The following is a 25,966-nucleotide window of genomic DNA, read 5'->3' as shown; positions in this document are numbered from 1 at the left end:
GTGCGCAGCCAGCCTTTGAGCGATGGAGAACAGCAATGACCTCAGTATTTGACCGCGACGACATCCTGTTTCAGGTAGTGGTCAACCATGAAGAACAGTATTCCATCTGGCCCGACTACAAGGCGGTGCCAGAAGGCTGGCGCACCGTGGGCAAGAGCGGCCTGAAGAAAGAATGCCTGGCCTACATCGAAGAAACCTGGACCGACATGCGTCCGTTGAGCCTGCGCCAGAAGATGGACGGCGCCGCGCTGTCCTGAGCCAGCGCTGCAGCAGGCTCGGTTGGTGTGATATGCGGGCCTGTTGTAGCCTCAAAGCTTGTTGGGGTGAGCAGGGCTATTGTGGTGAGCAGGCCTTTTTGTGGTGAGCGGGCTTGCCCCGCGTTGGGCTGCGAAGCAGCCCCAAAACCAGCCGCTGATGTTTACCTGATGCACTGAGTGTTTTCTTGAGAGGGGGCCGCTACGCAGCCCAACGCGGGTGTAAGCCCGCTCACCACAACAGCCCCGTTCAACCCAACAAGACCTCAGGCCACCACAGTCCCTTCCCACTCACGCGTTCTTCTCTTTCTCCAACCCGCCCGACGCCCCCGTCACCACCTGCACGCTCAAGCGCGGGGTGGCCAGGTCCAGGCCGGCTTCGTCCAGGTGGCGTTTGAGCGACAAGTTGAACGCCCGCGACACTTCCCATTGCTTGATCGGTGCCGTCTTGAACCGCGCGCGCAGGATCGCGCTGCCGGATTCGAAGCTTTCCACCCCCTGGATCTCCAGCGGCGACCAGATATTGCGGCGTTGCAGCGGGTCGTTGCGCATCTTCTGGCCAACATCGCGCATCAGCTTGATCGCGTCGTCGATTTCCATGTTGTAGGGGATCGCCACGCGGAAGATCGCGTAGCCGAACTCCCGCGAGTAGTTCTTGATGCTCTTGATCTCGCTGAACGGGATGGTGTGCACGATGCCGTCGATATCGCGCAGGCGCACGGTACGGATGGTCAAGCCTTCGACCGTGCCGAGGTGGCCGCCGACATCCACGTAGTCATCGATGGCCAGGGAGTCTTCGATGATGATGAACAGGCCGGTGATCAAGTCCGCCACCAGCGACTGTGCACCGAAACCGATGGCCAGGCCGATCACACCGGCACCGGCCAGCAGGGGCGTGACGTTCATGCCCATGTTCGCCAGCGCGACGATGGCCGCGATGATGAAGATGGTCACGAACAGCACGTTGCGGATCAGCGGCATCATCGTCTGCGCGCGGGCATTCGCCAGGCCTTTGCGCGAGCGGGTGAGGGCGTGGTGGATCGCGGTGTCGCTGAGGATCCAGATCAGCCAGGCAAACAGCAGCGTGCCGCCCAGGCCGAACAGCTTGACGCTGATTTCATGGCCGTCGCCTTCGGTAAAGCGGATCAGCGACAGGCCCCAGACCCGCAGGCCCAGCTCGATAAACACTAGCCACACCACCAGGTGAGCCAGGGTGTAGACGAAGCTTTTCAGGCGCTCGGAGTACAGCGCATGGCGCTTGTGCCCACGTTGCGGCTTGAGGGCGTGGCGGCGGACCAGGCCGTTGATCACCATGCACAACACCAGCAGCACCGTGCACAACAGTGACTGACGCAGGGCGGTGCTGGTGTCGCCGGCGGACACGAAGGTGGCGAACAGCGAGATACCCACCAGCAGCAAGGCCGGGATGTACCAGAACGAACCGATGATTTCGATGGTGTCGCTGAGGGCGCGGCGCGTGAGGCGGCGGGACAGCGGCTGGTTGCGGATCAGGTGGGCGATCGGACGACGAAAGCGCAGGATGAACACGCCGGTGGACAGCGCGGCCATCACATTCGCCACGGTCGCGGCAGTGTGCGCCAGGTGCTGTCCCAGGGCCTGCATCATCCGTGGGTCGCTCAGCGCCTCGCCGAAGGCCGCAAAGCTGCCGATCAGCCACAGCGGACGAAACGCCTGGTGGCGCAGGATATACAGCGCGCGGTGACGGTGGGGGCCGTCCAGCACCGAAAACGCGATGACGCAGATCGCCGAGAAACACGTGCCGACCACCAGCGCGTAGGCCAGCACCATCGCCAGGGATTTACCCAGGGAAGAGGGCAGCGCGTAGCTCAGGTACACGGTGATCACCAGCGCGATCAGCCACGGCCCCAGTTTTCGCAGGGCAAAGCGCAGCATGTCCCAGGTGCGCGGGTGTTGCGGCAGTTCCTCGGGCAGGCCGAAGCGCTCACGCACGCGGTGGCTCAGCCAGATCAGCGCGGCTGCGAGCAGGCTCCACACCGCCAGGATCAAGGCAAAGCCGAAAATGATCGGCAGCCATTCGCTGGCCGGCAGCATCAGCGCGCCGAGTTCATCCTTGGCCAGGTCGACTTCATTGGACCAGCGTCCCAGCGGGCTGTCGGCACCGGAGAACTGTTGCTCGAGGCCTGACAGCGTACTGCCGATCAACCCGAGCACGCCTTGTTCGGCGGCCGGCTGGGCCTTTTGCGTGGCTTCGCGCAGTTTCTTCAGGTCGCTCAGCAACTGGGTGCGTTGCTGGTCGTTTTCCAGGGTCTTGATCACCTCGTCCAGGGACTGGCCGAGCGGCACTTCGGCCTGGGGTTGGGTCTTGTTGGTGCTGCCCAGCAGGCCGGGCAGGCTCACGGCCTGGGCAGGCGCGAGCGGCAGCAGCGTGAGCAGAGCGATCAGGAGGTAACAGGGCAGGGCGAACAGACGGGAAAGCACGAGGCGGTCAACCTTGGAAACGACGAATTGACCGAGTGTACGAGGCCGCTATGCCCAATGCGAGTGCATTTGTCATTCGGCCAGTTTGGCGAGGATCTTGTACACCACGGTGCCCAGGATCAGCAGCATGCCCACCCACATGCCGAACACCCCGGCAGGTTTGTCACGAAAGTTGAAGCCGACCGCGAGCATGATCATGCCGATCACAATAGGGATAAGCATGGCGTGGAAGGAGGACATGGAGATCATCGGGCGACGGCCTTGTCAGAGTGGGAATTCTGACAAGTCTAGGCCGGATTGCAGAAAATGCAGGTGATACAGATCAGGTGTGCGTAGAAATGAATGTGGGAGCGGGCTTGCTCGCGAAGGCTATACATCAGTCAGCCGATTCAGTGGCTGACACACCGCCTTCGCGAGCAAGCCCGCTCCCACAGTTCTGACCGCAGTCAGTTGCCGAGATCAGGGCAGGTCGCGGCTCGCGTAGAACGCGCCGAGTACCTTCACCAGATGCGCCAGGTCATGGCTGCCGCACAGTTCACGGATGGAGTGCATGGCAAACGTCGGCAGGCCGATGTCCACGGTGCGCACGCCCAGGTGGCTGGCAGTGATCGGGCCGATGGTGGAGCCGCAGCCCATGTCGCTGCGCACCACAAAGCTTTGCACCGGTACTTCCTGGGCCATGCACAGGTGGCGGAAGAACCCGGCGGTTTCGCTGTTGGTGGCGTAGCGCTGGTTGCTGTTGACCTTGATCACCGGGCCGGCGTTGAGCTTGGGGCCGTGGTTGGCGTCGTGCTTTTCGGCGTAGTTGGGGTGGACGCCGTGAGCATTGTCCGCAGACACCAACAGCGATTTCTGAATGGTGCGTACGAATTCATCACCTTCCGGCAACAAGCGCCGCAGGGTCTGTTCGAGCATCGGGCCATCGGCGCCGCAGGCCGAGCAGGAACCGACTTCTTCGTGGTCGTTGCACACCAGCACGCAGGTTTCATCGGTCTCGCTGGTGAGCAAGGCTTGCAGGCCGGCGTAGCACGACAACAGGTTGTCCAGGCGTGCGCCGGCGATGAAGTCGCCATTCAGGCCGATCACGGCGGCGCTCTGGGTGTCGTAGAAGCTCAGCTCGTAGTCGAGCACCACGTCGGCGTTCAGCCCATGTTCGCGGGCCAGTTGCTCGGTGAGCACGGCGCGGAAGTCCACGCGCTCATCGCCGGCAAATTGGGCGAGGATCGGTGGCAACTCGGTCTGCGCATTGATCGCCCAGCCCTGGTTGGCTTCACGGTTCAGGTGAATGGCCAGGTTGGGAATGATGGCGATGGGGAGCTTGAAGTCGATCAGCTGGCTTTCGACCTTGCCGTCACGGCGGAAGGTGACACGGCCCGCGAGGGACAGGTCACGGTCGAACCACGGCGCCAGCAGCGCGCCGCCGTAGACTTCGACGCCCAACTGCCAGAAACCCTGGCGCTGCAGTTCCGGCTGCGGCTTGACGCGCAGGCACGGGCTGTCGGTGTGGGCGCCGACCAGGCGGATGCCGCCCAGCAGCGGCGAGTGGCGGCCGAGCTTGAAGGCGATGATCGAGGAGTCGTTGCGGGTCACGTAGTAGCGACCGTTGGCTTCGGTGGTCCAGGTTTCGCGCTCGTCGAGACGCTGGTAGCCGGCGGCTTCGAGGCGCTGGGCCAGGGCGGCGGTGGCATGAAAAGGAGTAGGGGAGGCCTTGAGGAAGTCGATCAGGCCTTGATTCAACGCTTCGCGCATAAATAGCTCCAGACAGCAATGCGCGGAGTTTACCGTATTGGCTACACATTTGAAGTGAAGCTGCCTTCTTGAACACCACACAGAACCACTGTGGGACCTGGCTTGCCTGCGATGGCTGTCTGTCAGTGAAAGATTTGTGGCTGACACACCGCCATCGCAGGCAAGCCAGCTCCCACATTTAGACGGTGTAGTGGCTGGAGTCTCAGCCACATAGCGAAACCCAGTGCCTGCTCAATCCCAGCCACACAGCCGCCCCCTTGTGGGAGCCGTCGAGCCCCAGCGAGGCCGCGAAGGCGGTGTGTCAGGCACAGAGGAGCTATCAGTGCCACCGCCTTCGCAGCCTCGCTAAAGCTCGACATCTCCCACAGTTGGGCGGTGTGGTGGCTGGAATCTCAGCCACATAGCGAAACCTAGTGGTCGCTGGGATCCAGCTCACCCAGCGACACTCTGCACAAACTGCAATCAGCGAAACCCGGTGCCTGCTCAATCCCAGCCACACAGCCGCCCCCCCTGTGGGAGCCGTCGAGCCCCAGCGAGGCCGCGAAGGCGGTGTGTCAGGCACAGAAGGACTGTCAGTGCCACCGCCTTCGCAGCCTCGCTAAAGCTCGACAGCATTTGAGCGTGTGTGCAGCTTAGAACGGTGCAGGGCACTCGAAGCGCACGCGTTCGCCGCTTTGCGGATGGGTGAAGCTCAACATGCTGGCGTGCAGGCACAGGCGTGGCCAGGCGGCCAGGGCTTGTTCGTGGGCGTAGAGCCCATCCCCGAGCAATGGATGCCCGATCGACAGCATGTGCACGCGCAACTGATGCGAACGCCCGGTGATCGGCGTCAGTTCGACGCGGCACCAGTCGCCGCAGCGCTCCAGCACCTTCCAGAAGGTCAGCGCGTGTTTGCCGAATTCGTGGTCGACCACGTGGCGTGGCTTGGTCGGCGGGTCGTAGCGCAGCGGCAGGTCGATGCTGCCGCTGTCCAGTTCCGGCTGGCCCCAGGCCAGGGCGGTGTAGGCCTTTTCGGTTTCGCGGTCGTGAAACTGACGGGACAGTTCTCGGTGCGTATCGGCATCCCGGGCGAGCAGGATGATGCCCGAGGTTTCCCAGTCCAGGCGGTGGACAATGCGGGCTTCGGGGTAGCCGTTTTCCTGCAGGCGCGTGATCAGGCAGTCCTTGTTGTCATCGGCGCGGCCAGGCACCGAGAGCAGCAGGGTCGGCTTGTTCACCACCAGGACAGCGTCGTCCTGGTGCAGGATATGGATAGTGGACAGCGGCATTAAACAGCCTCGTAACAAACGCCAACGGCGGCTCGCCCACCCGGCCCGTAAAACGGGTCAGAGTGAACGAGCCGCCGTGGCGGCCGCCTGTTCGATCAACGATCAGGCAGGGTGATATTGAGTTCCAGAATCGAGCAGCTGCCGTCATTTTCCAGGGCGACATGCACGTCATCGTTACCGATATTGACGTACTTGCGGATCACCTCGACCAGTTCCTTCTGCAAGGCCGGCAGGTAATCCGGAGTGCTGCGTTGGCCGCGTTCGTGCGCCACGATGATCTGTAGACGCTCTTTCGCTACCGACGCGGTACTTGGCTTTTTGTTGGCGCGAAAGAAGTCGAGAAATTTCATTGTTTAGTTGCCTCCAAAGATACGCTCGAAGAATCCCTTCTTCTTGACATCGAGGAAGCGATGTTCCACGGTCTTGCCCAGCAAGCGATCAACGGCATCGCTGTACGCCTGGCCGGCGTCGCTCTGGTCGTCGAGAATCACCGGCACGCCCTGGTTGGATGCCTTGAGCACCGCCTGGGATTCCGGGATCACGCCCAGCAGGGTCACGGCGAGGATTTCCTTGACGTCTTCAACGCCAAGCATTTCGCCATTGCTGACGCGCTCAGGGTTGTAGCGGGTCAGCAGCAGGTGTTCCTTGATCGGGTCCTGGCCTTCCTCGGCGCGCTTGGATTTGCTGGCCAGAAGGCCGAGCATGCGGTCCGAGTCACGTACCGAGGACACTTCCGGGTTGGTCACCACGATGGCTTCATCGGCAAAGTACATCGCCAGGTGAGCACCGGTTTCGATACCCGCCGGCGAATCACACACCACGTATTCGAAGGTTTCTTTCAGCTCGGCGAGGACTTTGCCCACGCCTTCTTTGGTCAGTGCATCCTTGTCACGGGTCTGGCTGGCGGCCAGCACGTACAGGTTCTCAAGGCGCTTGTCCTTGATCAGGGCCTGTTGCAGGTTGGCTTCGCCGTTCACCACGTTGACGAAGTCGTACACCACGCGGCGTTCGCAGCCCATGATCAGGTCGAGGTTACGCAAACCGACGTCGAAGTCGACGATGACTGTCTTGTGGCCGCGCAGAGCGAGGCCGGTACCGATAGCGGCGCTGGTGGTGGTCTTACCCACACCACCCTTGCCGGATGTAACCACGAGAATCTTGGCCAAGGTGTTTCACCCCTAAGGAAAAAGGACTTTTCAGTCCCTGAAAAACATCTCTTGGAACTCGCTGCAGGCGGGCAGCCCTAGTAGGAAAAAGATGTGGTTTCCGTAGGGGAAACGCCAACTTTCAATTATTCCTACGCAAGTCTTGCCGGTTTCGCTGTGCTATCAGAGTCTAGAGATGCTTGGAAAATGCGGCAGTATCCGTTAAAGACGGATGATGTTCAACACATCGCCCGACAGGCTGACCTGCACCCCGGCCCCCCACAGCGGATCACGGCGCAAATCTTCTGAAACCTTGTACTGGCCTGCGATGGACACTAGTTCAGCAGTCAACTGCTGGCAAAAAATACGCGCTTTGGTATCACCCTTGATGCCGGCGAGGGCACGTCCGCGCATCGGGCCGTATACATGGATATTGCCATCGGCGAGAAGTTCCGCCCCCGGACTGACCGAGGAGATCACCACCAGGTCGCCACCCTGGGCGTAAATTTGCTGCCCGCCGCGTACGGGCGAGGTGATGATCTTTGTAGGCTTGATCGTAGGCTCCGGAGGTTTTTCCGGTTTTTTCTTCACTTCGCCGACCAAAGGTTCAAGCGGACGCTCGCGCGCGCCGGATGGCGGCAGTACTGGCAATTCAATGGCGATGGCGGCGGCGATGTCTTCGATACGGCTGGCGCGAATCGCCAGGGTACGCAGGCCATGGGAGCGGCACACACGCATCAGGCCGGGCAGGTCAATCGAGCCTTGGCCGGCCGGCAATTTGTCCAGGGCCAGCACCAGCGGGGCATTGTTGAAGAAGTTCGGCGCCAGGGCGACCTTGGCGGCGAGCTGGCGATCCAGGGCGTCGAGGTCGTTGCGGGCGAGTTCCAGCACGGTGATGGCGAGCATGCTGCCTTTCAGCTGGAACACGGGATCTTGGTCTAGCGGTTCGGTTTGGCTCATGGTCGGCAAAAGCGGCTTGTCACGAAAAGTGTCGAGACTTATAACGAGAACACTCACTGGCCGCAAGCCGAGTCGAACCGTTGTAGAATGCGCGGCCCTGTCTTTACCGGAATCTGTAATGGATCGCCCGCGTTTTCGAGCTGTATTTTTTCACCCGCGTTTTTGGCTGTTATGGCTGGGACTCGGCCTGCTGTGGCTGGTCACCCAATTGCCGTACCGCGCGCTGCTGACCATTGGTCGCCTGCTGGGAGCGGGCATGTACCGGGTGGCCGGTGAACGTCGGCGTATCGCCGCGCGAAACCTGGAACTGTGCTTCCCGGAAAAATCCGCCAAGGAGCGTAAGCGCCTGCTCAAGGAAAACTTCGCCTCCACCGGCATCGCCTTCTTTGAAATGGCCATGAGCTGGTGGTGGTCGCGTCAGCGCCTGGCGCGCCTGGCCCACGTCGAAGGCCTTGAGCACCTCAAGCAGGCCCAGCTGGATGGCAAGGGCGTGATCCTCATGGCCCTGCATTTCACTACGCTGGAAATCGGCGCGGCCCTGCTGGGGCAGAAACACACCATTGATGGCATGTACCGCGAGCACGGCAACCCGTTGTTCGACTACATCCAGCGCCGTGGTCGCGAGCGTCACAACCTCGATTCGCTGGCGGTCGAGCGTGAAGACGTGCGCGGCATGCTCAAGCTGCTGCGCGCCGGCCGCGCCATCTGGTACGCACCGGACCAGGACTACGGCGCCAAGCAAAGCGTGTTCGTGCCGTTGTTCGGCATCCAGGCCGCCACGGTGACCGCCACCAGCAAGTTTGCCCGCCTGGGCAAGGCGCTGGTGGTGCCGTTCACCCAGGAGCGCCTGGCGGACGGCAGCGGTTACCGCCTGGTGATCCACCCGCCGTTGACCGACTTCCCCGGCGAAAGCGATGAAGTCGATTGCCTGCGGATCAATCAGTGGGTCGAAGCCTCGGTACGAGAATGCCCCGAGCAATACCTGTGGACCCATCGCCGCTTCAAGAGCCGGCCACCCGGTGAGCCTAAACTGTACGAAAAACGTCGTTGATAAGAGCGTGTGGCGGCTGTGCAGTCCTCCGGGAGCAAGCGCCCTCGCCACAAAGAACGAGCTTTCCCCACACGGAGTGATGCGATGCGCCCAGCTGAACCGGTTACAGGCTTGATTCTTTCCGGCGGCGGGGCGCGAGCGGCGTATCAGGTGGGGGTATTGGCGGCGATTGCCGAGCTGTTGCCGCCGGGAGCGCCGAACCCTTTTCCGGTGATCGTCGGCACCTCTGCCGGCGCGATCAATGCGGTGAGCCTGGCCAGTGGCGCCATGGACTTCACCGCCGCGGTCCAACGTCTTATCGTGTTCTGGCAGGGCTTTCGCAGCCATCGGGTGTTACGCAGCGACTGGCCGGGGGTGATTCGCCAGGCGAGCCGGTTCTTTATCCACAGCCTGCTGGGCATCGGCGCCCAGGTGCCGGTGGCGTTGCTCAATAGCGCGCCGCTGCGCGATTTGCTGCAGGAGCGGTTGAATCTGGACGGCATCGACGAAGCCATCCGCCACCAGCATTTGCATGCGGTCGCGGTGACGGCGTTCGGCTACGAATCCGGGCAGGCCGTGACCTTCTACCAAGGCGGCGGCACCATCGACGCGTGGTTGCGCCATCGGCGTATCGGCGTGCCGACGCAACTGACGGTTGAACACCTGCTGGCCAGTTCGGCGATCCCCTTGTTGTTTGCGCCAGTGAAACTCGACCAGGAATATTTCGGTGACGGCGCCGTACGACAATCGGCGCCAATCAGCCCGGCCTTGCACCTGGGCGCCAGCCGAGTGCTGGTGGTCGGCGTCAGCGGCAACCCGCGGGGCAACGAGCCGTCGACGCAGCGCACCTACACCGGCCAGGAGCCGACGTTGGCGCAGATTGGCGGGCATATGCTCAACAGCACGTTCATTGACAGCCTGGAAAGTGATATCGAACTGCTGGAGCGCTTGAACCAGTTCAGCCACGTGTTGCCGGCGGATGCCGCGATACAGGGCCTGGCCCCGGTTGAAGTGCTGGTGATTGCACCCAGCCAGCCGATCGATGAAATCGCAGCACGTCATCGGCAGGAATTGCCGGCGGCGCTGCGCCTGTTCCTGCGCGGGCCGGGGGCGACCAAGACGAGCGGGGCGGGGGTGTTGAGCTACCTGCTGTTCGAGGCGGGGTACTGCAGCGAATTGATCGAGCTGGGCAGGAAGGATGCGTTGGCCAAGCGCGAGGAACTGTCGAGGTTCTTAGGCCTGTCACCGGTCTAAAAATGTGGGAGCTGGCTTGCCTGCGATAGCGGTGTGTCAGCCACCGAATCGCTGACTGATCCACCGCCTTCGCGAGCAAGCCCGCTCCCACATTTGTTTTGCAGTGTTATTTAGAAGTGGTACTTGACCAGGAAGCTCGCGGTGTCCTGGTTGGTCTTGAACGCGCCGGAATCCTCGATCCCGTACTTGTTCTTCCAGTAGTCGTATTCGAAACCTACGTACAACTGTTTGTCGCCCCAGTGCAGCGCCTTGCCCAGGTCATATTTGACCTGTGGGTTGAAGTGCAGGTTGGCGTGGTAAGTGCCGCGCGCGTTCTTGTCGTTGTCCGTCACCCAATCCATGAAGCCGTCGATGAGGATGTCGGAGTTGCCGACCGGCACGGTGTACGACCATACCGGGGTGATTTGCCAGACGCCGTCACCCGGACGATTGCCTTCGGTCTGGCGCTGGTAGAAGTTCAACTGGAAGTAGTCGAAACCAGGGATATTCAAATCAAAGCCTGGGCCGAGCAAGTACGACTCGTTGTCGCCTTCGCCGAACTCATAAGTGAAGGCCAGCAGGACATCCTTGATCGGGCCGAATGACAAGTCCTTGTCGAAAATCTTGCCAAACGACAGGCGCGGGCTGAACTCACCGTAATAAGTATTGGGGCCGACATTGCCGTCTTCCTTGCCGTTGTAAAAGATGCGGTCGAGGAAGAAGAAGTTGTCGCCGTACTTCCAGGCGTCGGCATGTTCGAACGTCACGGTTTGTTGGATCTGCGGGTTGACGGTAAAGCTCTTGCCCCACAAGTAAGTCAGGCTGTTGTTCTGCCACTGCAACAGATCACCGGCCACGGCCTGGCCACCGGCCAGCAGGGATCCCGCCAGCATCAGGCCTTTGAACATAGGTTTCATTCGGTTGCTCCCGAGTTAAAGTTTTATGGTTTTTCTTCTACGCAGGCGCTCTGGTGTGGCGCCTTTTGGTTCGCTGCAAAAATCGTCTGTTCGGTCAGCTTTAATGCTTTTAGCAAGAGCTGCGCCAAGGTGTTTAAAAAGCCAAAAAATCCCCGTCGGCTGCATCGGATGCAGTCGAATATCGAGAACTTTTGCGCACTTTGGCAGCAGACATTGGGCCGGGGTAAGTTGGCCTTGCAGTCAGCTTTTACATTGGCTGTTTTTTTTTGAGTCGATTCGAGCGGGCGCGGAGAATACTGGCTCCAAAGCCTTGGCTCAAGTGCGCCGTTACAGAGCGCATGGGGCAGGAATGGGGCACGGCGGGTGGCCGGCCCCGGGTGAATGGCGTGCATGGGGCAGTTTCCTGTTCGTTGTTATTGTTGTTTTAACGAAGGAATCAATGCGTGTGGGCGACGACAGGGCGTTCAGCCCCGCCGAGAATGTTGAACAATATGTTCAGCGACAACGCGCTGAGGGTGGCCATGGCGATCCCGCTGTGGGTAATCGGGCTCATCCACAGTGGCAGTTGCGCGAAGAACTCCGGGCGCACCACCGGGATCAGGCCCATGCCGATGCTCACCGCCACCAGCAACTGGTTGCGGCGGTCGGCAATGTCGGCTTCCTGGAGGATCTTGATACCGGTGGCCGCGACCATGCCGAACATGGCAATCGCCGCGCCGCCGAGGACCGCCGGTGGAATCGACGCCACCAGGAACGCGGCCTTGGGCAACAGGCTGAGTACGATCAGGAAGGCGCCGGCCATCATGGTCACCGAGCGGCAACGCACGCCGGTCATCTGCACCAGGCCGATGTTCTGCGCGAACGAGGAGTGGGTAAAGGTATTGAAGAAACCGGCGAAGAATGACGCGCCGGCATCACACAACAGGCCGCGGCGCAGCATCTTCGGCGTGACGTCCTGGCCGGTGATCTTCCCCAGCGCGAGGAACATCCCGGTGGATTCGACGAAAATGATCACCACCACCAGGCACATCGACAGGATCGGCGCCAGCTCGAACTTGGGCATGCCGAAATGCAGCGGCGTCACCACTTGCACCCACGGCGCCTGGGCCAGGCCGGCGAGGTCGACCATGCCGATGGCGCCGCACAAGGCGTACCCCAGGCCCATGCCGATCAGCACTGAGATATTGACCCAGAAACCGCGCATGAAGCGGTTGATCAACAAAATGGTGGCCAGCACCAGGGCGGCAATTGCCAGGTAGATCGGCGAGCCGAAGGTGGCCGCTGCACTGCCGCCACCGGCCCAGTTCACGGCCACCGGAAACAGCGACAGGCCGATCGCGGTGATCACTGTGCCGGTCACCAGCGGCGGGAAGAAACGCACGACCTTGGACATGAACGGCGCGATTAACAGGCCGAAGAAGCCGGCGGCGATGGTCGCGCCGAAGATTCCCTGCAGACCGATGCCGGGCATGCCGGCCATCGCGACCATGCTGCCCACGGCGGCAAAACTGGCGCCCATCATCACCGGCATGCGAATGCCCACCGGGCCGATGCCGAATGACTGCACCAGGGTGGCGATACCGGCTACCAGCAGGTCGGCGTTGATCAGAAAGGCGATTTCTTCACGGCTCAGGCCGGCGGCCTGGCCAATGATCAGGGGGACGGCGACGGCGCCACCGTACATCAGCAAGACGTGTTGCAGGCCTACCAGAATCAGTTGCAAGAGGGGCAGCCGCTCCATCGCGGGCGCGGCAGGGATCTGCGGTTCTAACTGGGACATGCAACACCTCGGATCTTTTTTATTTTTGTGTTGTTTGGAACGCAATCTTCGAAACTCAGAAAATCCCCTGTGGGAGCGGGCTTGCTCGCGAATGCGGTGGTTCAGCCACTGATGTGTTGGATGACACACCGCATTCGCGAGCAAGCCCGCTCCCACATTTGGACCTGTGTCAGGCTGTCAGTTGGTACGCGCCCCCTGATTGATCCACGTGCCAATCAAGTCACGCTCCTGCTGGGTCATCTGGGTGATGTTGCCCAACGGCATGATCTGGCTCGCCACGGCTTGCGCTTGAATGCGCGCCGCCTGCTGCTGGATCTGCGCCGGGGTATCGAACATCACCCCGGCCGGCGCGGTGCTGAACAGTGGGCTGGTGGGCTTGGCCGAATGGCACACGGCGCAGCGTTCCTGGATCACCCCGTGCACCTTGTCGAAATCAATCGTCGCCTGGGCCGGCGCAGGTGCAGGTTCTGCGGCTGGCGCGGCTGGCGCGGCAGGGGCTGCGGGCTTCAAGCCACCGCCCAAGGCGGTTTCCGGCAGCGGCTGGTACTCGATCGCCGCCGGTGCCTTGGCCACGTCCGGAGCGGTCGCAACGGGCTTGGGCCCGGTCACATACGCCAGGCAAATCATCGCCAAGGCGCCCACCGGCAAGGTCCACGCGTACTTCTGGCTGTTGTGGCGGGTGTTGAAGTAATGCCGCACCAGCACTGCCGCCACCGCGATCCCGGCCAGGATCAGCCAGTTGTACTGGCTGCCGTAGGTGCTCGGGAAGTGGTTGCTGATCATGATGAACAGCACGGGCAGGGTGAAGTAGTTGTTGTGGCGTGAACGCAGCAAGCCCTTGGCCGGCAGGGCCGGATCCGGCGTGCGGTTCTCGGCGATTGCCGCCACCAGCGCGCGTTGCGCCGGCATGATGATGCGGAACACGTTACCGACCATGATGGTGCCGATCACGGCGCCCACGTGCAGGTACGCGCCACGGCCACTGAACACTTTGCTGAAGCCGTACGCGGCGGCAATCAACAGCACGAACAGAATGAAACCGAGCAGGGCAGGGCGCTTGCCCAGGGCCGAGTCGCAGAGGAAGGAGTAGATGAACCAGCCGACGAACAGTGAGCCGATGCCCAGCAGCACGCCTTCCGGACCACTGAGGCTGCTGCCCGGGGCCAGCAGGTACAAGGTCGGGTTGGAGTAGAACACCACGCACAGCAGCGCGATGCCTGACATCCAGGTGAAATAGGCTTCCCATTTGAACCAGTGCAGGTTGTCCGGCATGGTCGGCGGGGCCAGTTTGTATTTTTCCAGGTGGTAGATACCGCCACCGTGGATCGCCCACAAGTCACCGGCCAGGCCGTCCTTGGGGTTGACGCGGTTGAGGTTGTTTTCCAGCCAGACGAAGTAGAACGAAGCGCCGATCCAGGCGACGCCAGTGATCATGTGAACCCAGCGCACGCTAAGGTTCAGCCATTCCAACAGATGTGCTTCCACAGTCTTTACCTCTCGCCTGTCACCCTTGTTGTCGGGTGATCCGGCCTTCTCTTATTGGTGGGGGGCGAGGATCAATCGCTCATCCTCTTTGAAGAAATGCTCATCGCAGTTATTGCCTGTGCCACTGCGATCAACCACCAGGAAGTCATCCCGCTTTTCGATCGTCAGCACCGGGTGGTGCCAGACGCCGCGATGGTAATTGATGCCCTGCCTGCCGTTGGTGACGAAGGCGCGGACCAAGCCTGATACAGGTGCATCGCCAAGTGGCGCGACCACGATCAGAAAGGGGTTGCCGAGCAGCGGGATGAAAGCCTGGCTGCCCAGCGGGTGTCTCTCCAGCATGCACACGGTCAGCGGCATATCCAGCGCGTCGGCGCGGAAGATGCTGATGATCGCGTTGTCTTCAGGCTGCGCGGTTTCTACCGTTGCCAGCTTGTGAAAGCGCATGGTCGACCCGTTGTTGATCATGAAGTGATCGCTGCCATCGGTTTCGATAACGTCTCCGAAAGGGGCGAAGGCTTCTTTGGTCAGGGGTTCGATCATCAGTGTGCGCATGGCTGTCTTCTTAATCTTGTCTATGGATCGTTCCCACGCTCTGCGTGGGAACACCGCCCCGGACGCTCTGCGTCCGCTCTTGTGACGCAGAGCGTCACGGAATGCGTTCCCACGCGGAGCGTGGGAACGATCGGGTGTTACTTCGCGACCTTGCCGAGAACGCGCAGGCGGCTCACACCGCCATCCGGGAACACGTTCAGGCGGATGTGGGTAATCGGGCCCAGTGCCTTGATCTGTTCGGCGAAGGTGTGTTCGGCATGCATTTCCAGTTTCTGTGCCGGCAGCAGTTCGCGCCAGAACAGCGATTGGGTTTCGATCTGGCTGTCGGTGCCGCCCTTCACGAAAGCGCCCTGGATCGAGCAGGTGTCCGGGTAGTTGCCCTTGAAGTGCAGGGTGTCGACGATAATCTTCTCGATCTCGCCCGGGTGACCCAGCGCGACGATCACCCAGTCATTGCCTGGCGTGCGACGACGTGCGGTTTCCCAGCCGTCGCCCATATTGATGCCACGGCCCGGGTTGAGGATGTTGCTCATGCGGCCGAAGTGTTCATCGGAGCACGCCAGGGCGCGACCGCCATTCAACGCGGCAGCCAGGTCGACCTGTTCGTTGTCGCCGATTGCGGACCAGTCGCGGAACGGCACGCCGTACACACGCAGGCGGGCCACGCCGCCATCCGGGTAGATGTTGAAGCGCAGGTGACTGAACGCCTGGTCGTTGCTGATTTCGTGGTAGTGGTGGCTGTTGCCCTGCAGCTCGACGGCCGACAGCACTTCCACCCACTGGGTATTGTCATCCGGCTCGCCCGAGGCCAGGAAGCAGGCTTCCAGCGAGGCCGATGGCGGGAAGTTGCCGGTGAAGAATGAAGTGTCGATGTCCACGCCCTTGATCGAGCCCGGTACGCCCAGGCGGATCACCGCGCTGTCGTAGCCTTCGAAGCGCTTGCGGCGCGACTCCCAGCCGTCCATCCACTTGCCGTTGTCATCGAAAACGCCCTCCTTCCACACGGCCGGGGTCGGCTGGAACAGGCGGTTGGCGTCGGCGAACCAGTCATCGGTGACGGAGATGATCTTGGTGCCCAGGCGGGCGTCGGCCAGGTTGACGAACTTCTCGAAAGGTACGGCGTAAGCTTTCATTCTTCTTGTCTGCCTTAAATAGAGTGGCTTGGGATGCTCGCCAGGCCCTGGGCGTTCATGAACCGCTCGGGCCAGGTCTGCTTAAAGAGTCAGTAATCGGAACAACGCGATCTTGTTGATCTCGTCCAGCGCGCACTTGAACTCGGTGTCCACCGAGTTGTGGATGCGCGTTTCGAACGCGGCGAGGATCTGATGCCGGTTGCTGCCTTTTACCGCCATGATGAAGGGAAACTTGAACTTGGCCTTGTAGGCGTCGTTCAGCTCGGTGAAGCGCGAGAACTCTTCGGCCGTGCATTGGTGAATACCGGCGCCAGCCTGTTCATTGGTGCTGGCTTCGGTCAGTTGGCCCTGGACGGCGGCTTTGCCGGCCAGGTCCGGGTGAGCGTTGATCAGCGCCAGTTGGCTGGCATGATCGGCGCTCAACAGGATGTCGCTCATGCGCTGGTGCAGGGTTTCGATCTGGTCGATCGAGGTGTCCTGTCCCAGGTCGTAGGCCTTTTCGGCCACCCATGGCGAATGTTCGTAGATGTCGGCAAAGGCTGCGACGAAAGCGTCGCGGCTCAAGGTCGAGGGTTTCAATGTCTTAAACGCAGTCATTTCGCAGCTCCCGTGTACGGGTGGGTTGCTTGCCAGTGACGGGCGATATCGACGCGGCGGGTGAACCACACCTGTTCGTGGCTTTTGGCGTATTCGATAAAGCGCTTCAACGAGGCCAGGCGCGCCGGGCGGCCGATCAGGCGGCAGTGCAGGCCGATCGAAAGCATCTTCGGCGCCTCGGCGCCTTCGGCGTACAGCACGTCGAAGGCATCCTTGAGGTACTCGAAAAAGTCATCGCCCTTGTTGAAACCCTGCACCTGGGTAAAGCGCATGTCGTTGGTGTCCAGGGTATAGGGGATCACCAGGTGCGGCTTGCCGGTCGGGTTGTTGGGTTCCCAGTAGGGCAGGTCGTCGTCGTAGGTGTCGCAGTCATACAGGAAGCCGCCTTCCTCCATCACCAGCCGCCGCGTGTTGGGGCCGGTGCGCCCGGTGTACCAGCCCAGTGGGCGTTCGCCGGTCAGTTCGGTGAGGATGCGGATGGCTTCGAGCATGTGCTCGCGCTCCTGGGCCTCGTCCATGTACTGGTAGTCGATCCAGCGATAGCCGTGGCTGCAGATCTCGTGGCCGGCCTCGACCATCGCGCGGATCACATCCGGGTGGCGCTGGGCGGCCATGGCTACGGCGAAGATGGTCAGCGGGATATCGAATTGCTTGAACAGCTTGAGGATGCGCCACACGCCGGCACGGCTGCCGTACTCGTACAGCGACTCCATGCTCATGTTGCGTTCGCCCTGCAGCGGCTGGGCCGAGACCATTTCCGAAAGGAAGGCTTCGGACTCTTTGTCGCCGTGCAAAATGTTGCGCTCGCCACCTTCTTCGTAGTTGAGTACGAACGACAAAGCGATGCGCGCCTTGCCCGGCCAGTGGGGGTGAGGAGGGTTACTGCCGTAACCGATCAGGTCGCGTGGGTAGTCAGCGCTCACTGCAGTCTTCCTTCTTGTTCGTGGTAGCAAGTGTGTGGCGGCCAGCGGAAAGACTGGGTGGCGTCACAGCGATGGGCTGATTGTATACAACTTGATAGTCACTTTGTAAGCCTGTATTTCCGCATTTTTTCTCGGCGGTTGCCGCAGCTTAACACTGCAAGAAACTTGCCCGGTTGGTCAGTAAATGGATAAAAGGTCGTTTAAAAGCAAGGGGTGTTGAGTTTTTGAGCTTGGGGCGTGTGCCAGTAGGGGTGTCAGAAACTTTGTGATTTTTATTGTGTACAATTTTTATTAAAAGTGTCTTAATCAGCTCAATCGCGACTTTTTCATGCCCCATAAGGGGGCGGCTTATTTCACTCAACGCAAGGGAGCCCCAACCCATGGGACGACTGACCACACACGTACTGGACGCAGCCCACGGCTGCCCAGGCAGCGCCATCCAGGTTGAGCTGTACCGCGTCGAAGGCGCGCAACTGGAGCTGGTCGCCACGGCCGTGACCAACAGCGACGGTCGCTGCGACGCGCCGCTGCTGCAAGGGGAGGATTACCGCAGTGGCGTCTACCAATTGCAATTCAGCGCCGGCGACTATTACCGCGCCCGCGGCGTGCAATTGCCACAGCCTGCGTTCCTCGATGTGGTGGTGCTGCGTTTTGGCATCAGTGCCGAACAGGACCACTACCACGTGCCCCTGCTGATTTCGCCTTACAGCTACTCCACCTATCGCGGTAGCTGAGTCGTCACCTCGCTTCACACCCCCAAAGCTCTTCGTTGGTTTTTCGCCCGCCCACACTGCGGGCTTTTTTTTGCCCGGGGCGCGTTCAATTATCTAGCGCCTTATCAGGGCGGGTGCTGCATAGGCTAGGTGTTTTCCTCGACGCAGATACCGCCGTGACCTTACCTGACGATTCCGATGTGCCTGACGACGATGCATGGCAGGCGATGCGTACTCAATTGACGCGGCGGATCAACGCCAGCCCCCATCCCAGCCTGCTGATCAACTGGCTCGCAGCCGCTGATCTGCGCAGTGCCGAATCAGCCAAATTACGCTCGCGCCTTATCCTCGGAGCGCCCAGGGTCTTGCGGGTCATTCGCGCCGAGTTGCGCAAGGCCTTTGACCTGGACCCGGACAAGCTGCTGCTCACCGAGCCCAAGCCGCCTGCCGCCGCGCAAAAAGTCGAGAGCCTGACCGACCGCACGCTGCGCCTGTTGGTGCTGCCTTCGGTGCCGATCAATCTCAACCAATACACCACCCTGAGCCTCAAGGACGATCCCGCCCGCGTTCTGCCGTTTACCCCGCTGGAGGCGTTGCAGCGGGTGATTGCCCTGAACCTGTTTGGGCGGCTTGCCCAGGCATACAGCGACTATTGGCAGGCGCTGGTGCCGGGATCGTGGCTGACGCGCCAGGAGCGCTGGACCCAGTTGCACCAGCAGGCGTTCGCCGACCAGGCTTTTGTGGCCTGGCAACTGGACGAGTTATCGACTGCAGGGCGGGCCATGGTCCAGGCGCTGGTGGATGCGCCGACGGCGCAGGCGCGGCAACGTGCGGGTGAGCCGTGGGCCAGCCTCAAGGTCAATCAGTTGATGTGGCCGGGTGTGGGCCCGCGGCTGATGCCCATCCCCGGTGCGCTGCATATTCATCGCGCGGATGACCCTGCGCAGTCGCCGCACGTGATGTACCTGCCAGGGTTGACGCGCAACTATTACGAGTACCGCTCATTCAGCCAATTGCAGTGCGGCCTGGTGGCGCTGATCCAGGGGACGTCACTGGATGAGCTGTGGCAGTGCCTGCCCTTGCGGCGTCGGCACCCGGTGTGCCCGGCGCAAATGACCGCTGCAGCGGTGTGGCAAGGTTCAGCGGTGAAGAGCGATGTGTTTGTGCTCAGCGCCCAGGCGATGCTGGAGAGCCAATGGGAAAATGAGTTGGCGTGCGCGGTGTCGATCAACCTGGCGCAGGTCTTTGCCGGTGCGCGACAGCCTCCAGTGACCGACGCCGGCCGCTATCTCGCCGACGTCGAGCGCGGCCGAACACATTGGGTGGGCACGCCACGGTTGGGGAGTATGCGCCAGCCATTGCAGGCCTGGGACCGACATCGACGGCGCCACGAGATCATTTTCGCCAGCACGGCGCCGTGGCTGGCGATGGACACTGCGCTGCACCAAGTCAAGCGCTACGAAAAAGGCCTGATGAAACTGCTGAACCCGCAGGATCCTGTGGAAGACACCCAAGCCTTGCGGGATTTCGTGACGCTTGAAGCGCAACTCAAGGCTACCGCGGACACCTTGTCCGCGCTGGTGCAGGGGGCGCAACTGCAGCTGTTCGACGTGGCGTTCTGGAAGGCAAAACCCGACGGTGAACGCCATCGCCTGGCCTCTGTCCTCCAACTCTGGACCGATTGGCTGCGTGGCGAAATCGAGTTGCAGTACCGACTCAAGTTGGTCCGCACAGCCCACCGCGACCTGCTGCTCGAAGTGCTGGATACGCCGCTGGCCAGCAAGCGGGCAGACAGCGAGGCCTGCGTGCTGTCGGTTCTGGTGGGGGCTGGACCCGATACCGATTCTCCGTTGCACAGCCTGTTCGTGGTGACCCGCAAGGCGGCGCTCAGTGATCCCGAGCGGCGCGAACCGGTGGTGCTGTGTGCGTTCGGGCGAGACGGCGGCGTGACGGTATTTGACAGCCTTGGCGCATTATCCGTGGGGATCAGGGCCAGCCTTGGCAGCCGAGATGAATCGGTGCTGGGGCGCTACGTCGAGCGACCCAAACGCCAAAGTGTGCGTGAGCAGGCTGCCGACCAAACCCTCGCGGTGCGTTATCAAATCATCGAGGGTAACCCCGTGCTGCTGGCGCTCAAACGGCTGCTCAAGGATTACCTGTCCCTGCAGCGCGGCCTCGATGGCGACGCCCGAGTATTCAGTGAAACCGCGGATATTGCCTTGAGCCGCCTGCTGCTGGCGGTCGAACTGGAGCAGCATCTGCATGCGCCGGTCAGCGATGCGCTGATCCAGGCGCAGGTGCATGTGGCGCTGGTGCGCAAAGCTGCGAGCGCGAAGAAAAAACTGCCGTCCTGGCTGGGCGAGTCGAGCGTGGCGCAGCGCAAGCGCTTCAAGCACCTGCTGCGCCACTCCCTGGGCAGCATGCTGGCGTTTGAAGAGCACCTTAAACAGCGGCTGCCGGATCTGCACACCTATGCCCGTGAACGGTTGATTGCGCGCTTACGCGAGGACGGCCTGTTCCCGCAACTGGATATCGACACACCGTTTATCGACATGCCCGACCACGTCGACGGCAAGGTCTGTGGTTGGGAAAGCAGCTGTACGGTGGGCGATCGCAAGGAAGTCCTGACGCCCAGCCTCGAGCGTTCGCGGTTCAGCCTGCTGCAATTGGCGCTGCATAACCTCGACCCGCAGATGATGCCCACGTGGTGGCGTTTCAAGTACGCCGAGTACCTCAAACCCGCATGGAAGCAGCAACTGAGCGCGGACTACTTGATCAATATGGTGTTCTCGCTGGATATCGGCGGGCGCTATGCGGCATTGATCGACAGTGTGTTTTATTCGCCCGGTACCGACATGCGTGTGCCAAAACTCTTGAGACGCGTCTTGCGGGCAGGTGCCGACGCAGATCTGTATTCGGCGGTTCGACGCGGGTTGACGCTGGAGGCGCAGCGCTTTTTCAACACCGCCATGAACGCACGCATTCCTCAGGATTTGCTGGAACACGGCGATCAATTGCAGCTGTACATCGTGCATCTGGTGGCCTATACCCTGCAGCATGATCGTTATTGCGCGGGCATCCTGGTGATTCATGACCGGCTTTCCCAACGTTGCGTGGTTTACTGGCCCGCCGCGCCGGATGGCATGAGCCTCAGTGAGCACGCCAACCTGCAAGCGGCCCAGGAACACCTGAACCGTCACTGGGCATCGCCTGATCACGTCAGCGCACTGGCACGGCACATTGCACCCGGCTGGGCGTTCGAAGCCATCAACGCGCATCCCGGGCAAACACACGCGACGTCCTTCGACCCCGCCGACTTGCGCCCTGACTACGCCCTGGTGAATGGGTTCTGGCGCGGCGTCGAGTTTGTTCGCTCGTTCTCCGTCAAACACCTGGTGCCCACTGCACGGGTCGAGGACATTGAAAAACAGATTCTCGAGCAGATCGCCAGTGACCCGCAGCACTGGCTGGCCTTGGTGCCCACCTCACACAGTGATGCCAGGGCGCTCCTGTATCAGGCGAGGGCGATTGATCTGCACCGTCAGGCACAGGCCGTTAGTCAGTCGCGCAAAAGTCTGGAGACCTACCGCGAGCAGCGCCTGGAGGCCGAGGCGGATAGCCGGGGGCGGGCCTTGCTGTCGATTGTCCTGCCGTTTTTTGGCTTGGGTAACCAACTGTATGAGCTGCTGCTGACCGCGCGGCACTATCACCGCACGGGTGATCCTCGGGTTGCGGTGGACGTGGCATTTGGCTCGGTATTTTTGGCGATAGACCTGTTGCTGAGCTTTGTGCCCGGCCCAAAGGTGAAGGCGGGCGCGGTGGTTCGCCCGATGACGCGGTCGATAGGTGCAAGCCTGGGACGGATCCATCGTTCAACCCTCGCGCAGTTTGGTCGGCCCCTCAACCTGCCGCGATCGTCCCCGGCAGTCGCGCGGCTCAAGCCCCTGGAACGGTTTCGCACCCCGGGCAGGCCGCACAACGCGGAGGTGTTGCAGGGGCCTGGGGAAAAGGGCCTCCACGTGCGGCGCGGCGAGCACTTCTTGGTGGAAGACACGCACCATTACCCGGTTTACCGCCGTGAGGGCGAAGCGTTTTTCCGCCTGAAAAACAGCGACGCGCCGGGAACGGATGAGCTGATCCTGACGATTTATTCGTCCAAGGAATGGCTGCTGGGGGCGGATGCGCCCGTGGCCGGTCCGAGTTCCGCGCTACTCAGTCCGTGGCAAGCGGTGCAGCCGCCGAGTTGGCGCCCGCCCAGTGTGCGCATCGCCACGCACAACCGGATCCGCCAGTCATCCGCACCGGCCGATCACTGGTTCAGTTGGCGTGCACCCGCCCCCGACGCGCAGTCGCTGGCTTCCGTGGCTTCAGGGGTGTTCCATGTGCCGCTGGAACCGCCAGGATTTCCCTATGACCTTATTTACGTGGGCCGGCGCTATGACACGCCCACGCAATCGGCGGCGGGTTATTACCGGTTGCTCCACCAAGGCGATCACGCGCCGCTGAGCGAGTTCGTGTTTATCGGCAAACACGAGCCACTGGTTTCAAGGGTCAGCGTGGACATTGAGCGATGGACCACCACCGCGCTGGGTGAGCAACCGCTGCCGGCGACGCGTACCGCAACCGGTGAGTGGCAGCTCCATGCCCCTCTGTTCACCGGGCCGCCGGAGGCAGAGGTCGGCAGGGCGTTCCCAGGGCTGACGCGTCACAGCCGCAAGTTTGCAGTGGCCCGGGTGCTTGAGCTTTCGGACTCCTCTCGCTCGGCAACGGCCAGCCATTTGCTCAACCTGCGGGCGACGTTGGACGATTGGATGACCCCCAATCCGGTGAGGCCCGGTCAGACGGATGATTTGCTGAGGATGCTGCGGCCTGTGCAAAGGAAGCCGACGTCAGTGTTCATTGGTTACGAAGGCAAGACCCCAGGCTTTACGCGTGTCGACTTCAGGCCCCCTGTGGCGTTGGATGCGCGGCTGCGGTCCGGTGACATGTCGTTGGCGATTGAGAGAAGAACCGCCCAACGCGCGGCTGTCAGGTCAGTGCTCGAGCAGCAGGGTTTCAGCCTTCACGAATGGCAGGTAAGGCGAGGGCATGTTCCGATGCATGAACTGGTGGCGACGCATCCACGTTCAAGCCAGCTGTATTACATGACCTATCAGTGGCTTGAGCGAGGGAGCGTTCAGTTGAATATGCGCCTGACTGATGGCTGGGTGAATACGGCCATCAACGCGCATCAGGATTCAGTCGTGGCTGCCACGGTCCGAAGCGCCATGAGGGAGCAGCGCCTCGTTCCGATCGTCACCGGCATTCAATGGCCCAGCCAGGGCAATCTGCCGCCAACGGTTTATTTCGTCAAAGTGAAACCATTCTAGCCTTGATCAGCGAAGCCACGCCGGCACTGCCGAACAGGGCGGCGCTGACGCGGTTGAACCAGCTTTGGCCGCTGCCACTGCGCAGGTACCGCGCAGCACCATGGGCGCCGAGGCCGTAGGCCAGCTTGCACAGCAGGTCGAGTAGGGTCCAGGTGGCGATCATGATCAGCAATTGAGGCAGGAAAGGTTGCTGGCTGCTCAGGAACTGCGGCAAAAAGGCGGCGAAAAACAGGATGTCCTTGGGGTTGCTGGCCCCCAGCACAAAAGCGCGCCCGAACAGCGCGCGAAAGCGTGGCACCGGCGCAGCCTGCGGCACTGTCGCGCCCTGGGATGGCTGGCGTGATTGCTGCCAGCTCTGCCAGGCGAGATAGAACAGGTACAGCGCGCCGACGATCTTCAGTGCGCTGAACAGGTTTTCCGACGCGAGCAGCAATGCGCCCAGGCCCAGGGCCGACGCGCTCAACAGGCAGATCGAGGCGATCACCCCGCCGAGAAACGCCGGGTATGAGCGACGCAGGCCGTAGTTCAGGCTGTTGCTGATCATCAGCAACGACAGCGGCCCCGGGATCAGGATCACTACCAGTGCAGCGCCACTGAACAGCAGCCAGGTTTCCAGACTCATTGCATGCTCCTTTTTTTATAGAAAGACGAACTTGGCGATAAAGATCGCGCACAGCACCCACAGGCTCACGGAGATCTCGCGGTACTTGCCGGTGCCGGCCTTGAGCGCCACATAGGTGATAAAGCCCAGGGCGATCCCGTCGGCGACCGAGAAGGTCAGCGGCATCATGATCGCGGTCACGATGGCCGGGATGCTGTCGGTGGCTTCATCCCAATTGATATGGGCCATGCTCGCCATCATCAGCATCGCCACGTAAATCAGCGCACCCGCCGTGGCGTAGGCCGGGATCATGCCCGCCAGCGGCGCGAAAAACATCGCCGCCACGAACAGCACGCCGACCGTGACCGCCGTCAACCCGGTACGGCCACCGGCGGCAACACCGGCAGCGCTTTCCACATAGCTGGTCACCGGCGGTACACCGACCATGGCGCCGAACACACTGGAGGCACTGTCGGCCTTGAGGGCGCGGGACAGGTTATCGATCCTGCCGTCGGCATTGACCAGCCCGGCGCGTTGCGCAACGCCCATCAGTGTACCGGCGGTATCGAACATGTGCACAAAAAGAAAGGCAAATACCACACTTATCATGCTCACATTGAACACACCCTTCACGTCCATGGCCATCCAGGTCGGTGCCAGGCTTGGTGGGGTGGAAAGGATCCCGTTGTAATGCACCAGGCCCAGGCCCCAGCCGGCCAGGGTCACGGCGATGATGCTGATGAGGATCGCGCCGAATACGCGGTGATAGCTGAGGATCGCGATCAGCAGGAAACACACCGCCGCCAGCAGCGGCGCCGGCTCATGCAGCGAGCCGAGCTTGATCAGCGTGGCCGGGCTGTCGACGATGATCCCGGCGGTTTTCAGGCCGATCACCCCGAGGAACAGACCGACACCCGCGCCCATGGCGTGGCGCAGGCTGACCGGAATGCTGTTGAGCAGCCACTCGCGGATCCGGGAGAGCGTGAGGCCCATGAACAACACGCCGGAAATGAACACCGCACCCAGCGCGGTTTCCCAGTGATAGCCCATGGTGCCGACCACGGTGTAGGTGAAAAACGCGTTCAGGCCCATGCCCGGCGCCAGGCCTACCGGCCAGTTGGCGTACAGGCCCATCAACAGACAACCCAGCGCCGCGGCGATGCACGTGGCGACAAACGCCGCGCCATGATCGATGCCGGCGTCGGCCATGATGTTGGGGTTGACGAAGATGATGTAGGCCATGGTGATGAACGTGGTGAGGCCGGCGATCAGTTCGGTCTTCACTGTGGTGCCATGCAGGCGCAGTTTGAACAGGCGTTCCAGCCAGCCACTGCGTGCGGGTAAGAGATCCAGCGTTGGGGCTTCGGATTTGCGGCTTTCCACAGCGAGTACTCCTCAAGAGTTTTATTGTTATTTCCAGCGCCGGTCACGACAGTGGGCAGCAGCGCTTTGAGGTACTGGCGGGTTTTGTTGACCGATAGGTCAGGAACTCGCACGAAGCGAATTATGCTTTTGTATACAAATAAAGCAAATAATGTTTTCGATTGTTTGGGCGAAAGTCGATGGAAGGCCACGGGTGTGGTGTCTGGATAGGGGGGAGCCGCGTTTTTTGGTGAGCTGGGTTTATTGGAGTGAACCGGGCTTGTTGGGGGGAGCTGGGCTTGTTGGGGTGAACTGGGCTTATTGGGGTGAACTGGACTTAATTGTGGTGAGCGGGCTTGCCCCGCGTTGGGGTGCGCAGCAGCCCCAAAACCTGCTGGCAGGTTCTGTCTGTAAGAATGCAGTGACTGAATT

General features: G+C 61.5%; 22 protein-coding genes. 5 read left to right on the top strand and 17 right to left on the bottom strand.

The window, feature by feature from the left end; genetic code table 11:
• Positions 1-35 precede the first annotated feature (35 nt).
• Positions 36-257 carry an MbtH family protein gene (locus tag BBG20_RS12015; protein ID WP_065903458.1) on the top strand — a complete coding sequence of 74 codons (222 nt, stop codon included), beginning with the start codon at positions 36-38 and terminating at the stop codon, positions 255-257.
• A gap of 288 nt (positions 258-545) precedes the next feature.
• On the opposite strand, the gene BBG20_RS12010 is transcribed toward BBG20_RS12015, so the two are convergent.
• The 7 genes from BBG20_RS12010 to minC all read right to left on the bottom strand — a co-directional run bounded on the left by BBG20_RS12010 (position 546) and on the right by minC (position 7,836).
• On the bottom strand, positions 546-2,714 hold the full coding sequence (locus tag BBG20_RS12010; protein ID WP_065903455.1) for a mechanosensitive ion channel family protein: 2,169 nt from the start codon (positions 2,712-2,714) through the stop codon (positions 546-548).
• Positions 2,715-2,786: 72 nt separating this feature from the next.
• Positions 2,787-2,954: a hypothetical protein gene (locus tag BBG20_RS32925; RefSeq protein WP_162946051.1), complete on the bottom strand. Its 168-nt coding sequence runs from the start codon at positions 2,952-2,954 to the stop codon at positions 2,787-2,789.
• A 219-nt stretch (positions 2,955-3,173) separates the two neighbouring features.
• On the bottom strand, positions 3,174-4,463 hold the full coding sequence (locus BBG20_RS12005) for a M18 family aminopeptidase (RefSeq protein WP_065903452.1): 1,290 nt from the start codon (positions 4,461-4,463) through the stop codon (positions 3,174-3,176).
• Positions 4,464-5,095: 632 nt separating this feature from the next.
• On the bottom strand, positions 5,096-5,731 hold the full coding sequence (locus BBG20_RS12000; RefSeq protein WP_065903447.1) for an RluA family pseudouridine synthase: 636 nt from the start codon (positions 5,729-5,731) through the stop codon (positions 5,096-5,098).
• A 95-nt stretch (positions 5,732-5,826) separates the two neighbouring features.
• The gene (gene minE, locus BBG20_RS11995; protein ID WP_003175252.1) at positions 5,827-6,081 is read right to left on the bottom strand and encodes a cell division topological specificity factor MinE; all 255 of its coding nucleotides are present in this window, start codon (positions 6,079-6,081) and stop codon (positions 5,827-5,829) included.
• Between the two features lie 3 nt (positions 6,082-6,084).
• Complete coding sequence (minD, locus tag BBG20_RS11990) at positions 6,085-6,897, bottom strand: septum site-determining protein MinD (RefSeq protein WP_003175251.1); 813 nt, start codon at positions 6,895-6,897, stop codon at positions 6,085-6,087.
• Positions 6,898-7,098: 201 nt separating this feature from the next.
• Positions 7,099-7,836, bottom strand: a complete 738-nt coding sequence (gene minC / locus BBG20_RS11985; RefSeq protein ID WP_065903444.1) for a septum site-determining protein MinC — start codon at positions 7,834-7,836, stop codon at positions 7,099-7,101.
• A gap of 118 nt (positions 7,837-7,954) precedes the next feature.
• On the opposite strand from minC, the gene BBG20_RS11980 reads away from it, so the two are divergent.
• Complete coding sequence (locus BBG20_RS11980) at positions 7,955-8,887, top strand: lipid A biosynthesis lauroyl acyltransferase (RefSeq protein WP_065903442.1); 933 nt, start codon at positions 7,955-7,957, stop codon at positions 8,885-8,887.
• An 84-nt stretch (positions 8,888-8,971) separates the two neighbouring features.
• The gene (locus tag BBG20_RS11975) at positions 8,972-10,120 is read left to right on the top strand and encodes a patatin-like phospholipase family protein (RefSeq protein WP_065903439.1); all 1,149 of its coding nucleotides are present in this window, start codon (positions 8,972-8,974) and stop codon (positions 10,118-10,120) included.
• Between the two features lie 110 nt (positions 10,121-10,230).
• On the opposite strand, the gene BBG20_RS11970 is transcribed toward BBG20_RS11975, so the two are convergent.
• The 8 genes from BBG20_RS11970 to puuE form a co-directional block, all read right to left on the bottom strand.
• Positions 10,231-11,016, bottom strand: coding sequence for an outer membrane protein OmpK (locus BBG20_RS11970; RefSeq protein WP_065903436.1), 786 nt, complete (start codon positions 11,014-11,016; stop codon positions 10,231-10,233).
• Positions 11,017-11,039: 23 nt separating this feature from the next.
• Positions 11,040-11,408: a hypothetical protein gene (locus BBG20_RS32425; RefSeq protein WP_141697272.1), complete on the bottom strand. Its 369-nt coding sequence runs from the start codon at positions 11,406-11,408 to the stop codon at positions 11,040-11,042.
• 44 nt (positions 11,409-11,452) lie between these two features.
• Positions 11,453-12,796, bottom strand: coding sequence for a nucleobase:cation symporter-2 family protein (locus BBG20_RS11965; RefSeq protein WP_065903433.1), 1,344 nt, complete (start codon positions 12,794-12,796; stop codon positions 11,453-11,455).
• Positions 12,797-12,973: 177 nt separating this feature from the next.
• Positions 12,974-14,281 (bottom strand): urate hydroxylase PuuD, encoded by a 1,308-nt coding sequence (locus tag BBG20_RS11960; RefSeq protein ID WP_065903429.1) that lies wholly within the window; start codon positions 14,279-14,281, stop codon positions 12,974-12,976.
• A 51-nt stretch (positions 14,282-14,332) separates the two neighbouring features.
• Positions 14,333-14,836, bottom strand: coding sequence for an ureidoglycolate lyase (locus BBG20_RS11955; RefSeq protein ID WP_027603915.1), 504 nt, complete (start codon positions 14,834-14,836; stop codon positions 14,333-14,335).
• Positions 14,837-14,973: 137 nt separating this feature from the next.
• Positions 14,974-15,969 (bottom strand): allantoicase, encoded by a 996-nt coding sequence (gene alc, locus BBG20_RS11950; protein WP_065903426.1) that lies wholly within the window; start codon positions 15,967-15,969, stop codon positions 14,974-14,976.
• Between the two features lie 81 nt (positions 15,970-16,050).
• Positions 16,051-16,566 carry a 2-oxo-4-hydroxy-4-carboxy-5-ureidoimidazoline decarboxylase gene (uraD, locus tag BBG20_RS11945; RefSeq protein ID WP_065903423.1) on the bottom strand — a complete coding sequence of 172 codons (516 nt, stop codon included), beginning with the start codon at positions 16,564-16,566 and terminating at the stop codon, positions 16,051-16,053.
• A complete protein-coding gene (gene puuE / locus BBG20_RS11940) occupies positions 16,563-17,489 on the bottom strand; it encodes an allantoinase PuuE (RefSeq protein ID WP_065903420.1) in 927 nt (308 codons plus the stop codon). The genes uraD and puuE overlap by 4 nt, the downstream gene beginning before the upstream one ends.
• A 380-nt stretch (positions 17,490-17,869) precedes the next feature.
• On the opposite strand from puuE, the gene uraH reads away from it, so the two are divergent.
• Together uraH and BBG20_RS11930 are read left to right on the top strand one after the other, a co-directional pair.
• Positions 17,870-18,223: a hydroxyisourate hydrolase gene (gene uraH, locus BBG20_RS11935; RefSeq protein ID WP_065903417.1), complete on the top strand. Its 354-nt coding sequence runs from the start codon at positions 17,870-17,872 to the stop codon at positions 18,221-18,223.
• Between the two features lie 155 nt (positions 18,224-18,378).
• Positions 18,379-23,571 carry a dermonecrotic toxin domain-containing protein gene (locus tag BBG20_RS11930; RefSeq protein WP_065903415.1) on the top strand — a complete coding sequence of 1,731 codons (5,193 nt, stop codon included), beginning with the start codon at positions 18,379-18,381 and terminating at the stop codon, positions 23,569-23,571.
• Here the strand turns inward: BBG20_RS11930 and BBG20_RS11925 are convergent.
• Positions 23,552-24,193: a LysE family translocator gene (locus BBG20_RS11925; protein ID WP_065903413.1), complete on the bottom strand. Its 642-nt coding sequence runs from the start codon at positions 24,191-24,193 to the stop codon at positions 23,552-23,554. The genes BBG20_RS11930 and BBG20_RS11925 overlap by 20 nt on opposite strands.
• A gap of 15 nt (positions 24,194-24,208) precedes the next feature.
• Positions 24,209-25,555, bottom strand: coding sequence for an NCS2 family permease (locus tag BBG20_RS11920; protein ID WP_065903410.1), 1,347 nt, complete (start codon positions 25,553-25,555; stop codon positions 24,209-24,211).
• Between the last annotated feature and the right edge of the window lie 411 nt (positions 25,556-25,966).

The sequence above is a fragment of the Pseudomonas aylmerensis genome, from assembly GCF_001702265.1.
GTDB lineage: Bacteria > Pseudomonadota > Gammaproteobacteria > Pseudomonadales > Pseudomonadaceae > Aquipseudomonas > Aquipseudomonas aylmerensis.
The sequence above is the reverse complement of the archived record's forward strand: the minus strand, read 5'-3'. Positions and strand labels throughout refer to the sequence as shown.